Origin of the sequence: Enterobacter sp. HK-058-C-ECC (genome assembly GCF_047531125.1) — a bacterium.
Classification (GTDB): Bacteria; Pseudomonadota; Gammaproteobacteria; order Enterobacterales; family Enterobacteriaceae; genus Enterobacter; species Enterobacter quasiroggenkampii.
In genome coordinates this window covers 1-2,014 of record NZ_JBLKCH010000034.1, presented here as the reverse complement: position 1 = coordinate 2,014, position 2,014 = coordinate 1, and the positions used below count along the sequence as shown (strand labels likewise).

General features: G+C 47.3%; 4 protein-coding genes. 2 read left to right on the top strand and 2 right to left on the bottom strand.

The features are described 5' to 3' along the window. Positions 1-151: 151 nt before the first annotated feature. Positions 152-451 carry a gp53-like domain-containing protein gene (locus ACMWJS_RS22875; RefSeq protein WP_414747633.1) on the top strand — a complete coding sequence of 100 codons (300 nt, stop codon included), beginning with the start codon at positions 152-154 and terminating at the stop codon, positions 449-451. Between the two features lie 8 nt (positions 452-459). Further along, positions 460-873: a tail fiber assembly protein gene (locus ACMWJS_RS22870; RefSeq protein ID WP_228117486.1), complete on the top strand. Its 414-nt coding sequence runs from the start codon at positions 460-462 to the stop codon at positions 871-873. On the opposite strand, the gene ACMWJS_RS22865 is transcribed toward ACMWJS_RS22870, so the two are convergent. Together ACMWJS_RS22865 and ACMWJS_RS22860 are read right to left on the bottom strand one after the other, a co-directional pair. After that, positions 845-1,444 (bottom strand): tail fiber assembly protein, encoded by a 600-nt coding sequence (locus ACMWJS_RS22865; protein ID WP_414747632.1) that lies wholly within the window; start codon positions 1,442-1,444, stop codon positions 845-847. The genes ACMWJS_RS22870 and ACMWJS_RS22865 overlap by 29 nt on opposite strands. After that, complete coding sequence (locus ACMWJS_RS22860) at positions 1,444-1,935, bottom strand: phage tail protein (protein ID WP_414747634.1); 492 nt, start codon at positions 1,933-1,935, stop codon at positions 1,444-1,446. The genes ACMWJS_RS22865 and ACMWJS_RS22860 overlap by 1 nt, the downstream gene beginning before the upstream one ends. Between the last annotated feature and the right edge of the window lie 79 nt (positions 1,936-2,014).

The following is a 2,014-nucleotide window of genomic DNA, read 5'->3' as shown; positions in this document are numbered from 1 at the left end:
GACACGCGTATGTATCCAATAAGCATGGTATTTCCCTTCGTCAAAATCGGAAATCATGCCATTTAATGGATAAACACGCATTTTCGAAAACCTTGGTTTGGGAGAGGCTGCTAAAAGAAGCGTGGGGACCGGTGCAAACCAGATCCCGGATATGAATTCATTCACATCACAGCAGTCATCAAACGGGTGGCAAAAATTACCGGGTGGATTGATTTTACAGTGGGGGCTGACAACAACCTTTGGTTCAGAGCAAAACACTTTAGTAACATTTCCGGTGGCGTTTCCTCATTCTATGCTGATGGGATATACGACTTACGCAAATACCACCGGTGATCCCGCAGCAGGGTCCATATATATTGGGCAGGTCAGGACAATGGGTAAAACGCAAATGTATATACGTAACCTGGGGCCGGGAAACGCTCAATATACTTGGCTTGTAATCGGATGCTAGGGGGGGTTATGTTTTACGCTAAATCAACAGGCGGATTTTATACACCTTATATCAATGGGAAAAATATTCCTGATGATGCTGTTGAAATCACAGACGAGAAATACCTTGAATTATTGCAGGATCAATCTGCTGGGAAAATAATTACTTCGGATGATAAGGGAAATCCAATTGCGATTGCTCCTCCACCATTGACACAAGAAGTACTTGTTAGCCAGGCTGAACGCAAGAAAACATCTTTGTTACGGCAAGCAACGAATGTCATTGCACCATTACAGGATGCTTTCGATCTAGAGCTCGCGACAGATGAAGAAAAAAACCAACTTATTGACTGGAAAAAATACCGGGTGCTGCTGATGCGTGTTGATACATCAAAGGCACCCGCTTTCGAGTGGCCTACATCTCCGGTTTCGGCGGAAGGGTAATGGCAGGCGCGGTGCTGATATCGACTTTAGTCAGTTGGTATCGGTACCGCTGCCATTCTGCCAGTCGTGACAAGTCTGCATCGTCGATGTAGCCTCCAGTCTGAGCATCTGTCAGTGGAGCGATAATCGCTGTTGCTTCTGCCAGTAACTCGGTTTTCGTCTTTTCTGCCGTCGCCACATCCGCAGCGTGCAGCGCTTTCAAGTCAGTCAACCACTGGCTACCGTTCCACTTATCATATGGCGTACCAGGGGCTTCTGTAGTCGTATCTTTCGGATAATCACCCGGCAGGGAAATCGTGACTCGTTGACCTGTCTTCGTGCTGTAAACAGTTTCACTGCGATGATCGGCGAGGTACTCCCATGCGCTTAAGTCAGAGGTGCGACAAATGGTAAAACCTTCTTTAGATTCTTCAGGCGCATCAATACATGATAAGGCTGGAATGCCTACACCTTCCGCTAAATATTCAACGGATGAAGAAAGATATTCACCCGTCTCCCCATCATAATTAAACACAGTAATCTCACCGGCCATAATGGCGATATTTTCACTGTTTAATTTTGCCATCACCATTATGCGGCCCTCACGATGTAGTTAAATACGATATTACGCGGGCGTGTCTCAGTACCGCCGGTATTTCCGATTCGCCCCCTTGTATGTAATGTTGGGGCGGCAATTAACGTTCCTGGGTTAGCTGCATCTATTCCCCTGCCTTGGACATATGATGATTTAACAATTACGCCGATATCCCATTCATCAGGTGAGTCGTAGGCATCATTCGAGACAACAAAATGACGGTGTTTTTCCAGCATTCCCGTCTGTGAACTAAGTAAAGAGCGCCCTGAATCCACACCGCGCCCGTCATCCCAGCCACGGATAAACTCCCCGCGTAAATCAGGCAGTCTGAGTGCCGGGTAGGCCTGAGCCAGTTTTGGATATTGGGAAGCCGTGAACGCAGCTCCATTGCACTTGAGCCATCCCGTGGGTGGTGTCGCTGACGGCCACGGAACAGGAATGCCGACCGGCAATGCAGAACCCTCTCCTAAACCAAGGTTTTCGAAAATGCGTGTTTATCCATTAAATGGCATGATTTCCGATTTTGACGAAGGGAAATACCATGCTTATTGGATACATACGCGTGTC

What these genes read in the sequence shown, in the direction of transcription:
- ACMWJS_RS22865 (WP_414747632.1), bottom strand. Translation starts at nt 1,444, where the DNA reads ATGGTGATGGCAAAATTAAACAGTGAAAATATCGCCATTATGGCCGGT.
- ACMWJS_RS22875 (WP_414747633.1), top strand. Translation starts at nt 152, where the DNA reads ATGAATTCATTCACATCACAGCAGTCATCAAACGGGTGGCAAAAATTA.
- ACMWJS_RS22870 (WP_228117486.1), top strand. Translation starts at nt 460, where the DNA reads ATGTTTTACGCTAAATCAACAGGCGGATTTTATACACCTTATATCAAT.